Origin of the sequence: Acetobacter estunensis (assembly GCF_019083805.1) — a bacterium.
GTDB lineage: Bacteria > Pseudomonadota > Alphaproteobacteria > Acetobacterales > Acetobacteraceae > Acetobacter > Acetobacter estunensis_A.
The window spans coordinates 1-242 of record NZ_JAHRDV010000165.1 but is presented as its reverse complement, the minus strand read 5'-3'; the positions used below and the strand labels follow the sequence as shown (position 1 = coordinate 242).

The window sequence follows — 242 nt, the reverse complement described above, 5'->3', positions numbered from 1 at the left end:
CACCGACAGCATCAGGCACGGCATGAGCAATACACGCAGGTTCTTCGGCACGGACGGCATTCGCGGGAAAGCCAACACCCCTCCCATGACCGTGGACGTGGCGCAGAAACTCGGACAGGCGGCGGGCGGTTGTCAGCGTGGGTGTCAGGCCGAGAATGGCGGCGATGGGCCGTTCGCGCGCGATGCGCAGCGCGGTCGGTCCCGCATGCGTGTAGGCGACAATGGTGCTGGCATCGAGCGTG

At 66.5% G+C, this 242-nt stretch carries 1 pseudogene; it reads left to right on the top strand.

What is annotated here, in order from left to right:
• Nucleotides 1-22: 22 nt before the first annotated feature.
• Nucleotides 23-127: pseudogene (locus KUA11_RS17965) on the top strand (hypothetical protein); the annotation flags it as partial.
• Between the last annotated feature and the right edge of the window lie 115 nt (nt 128-242).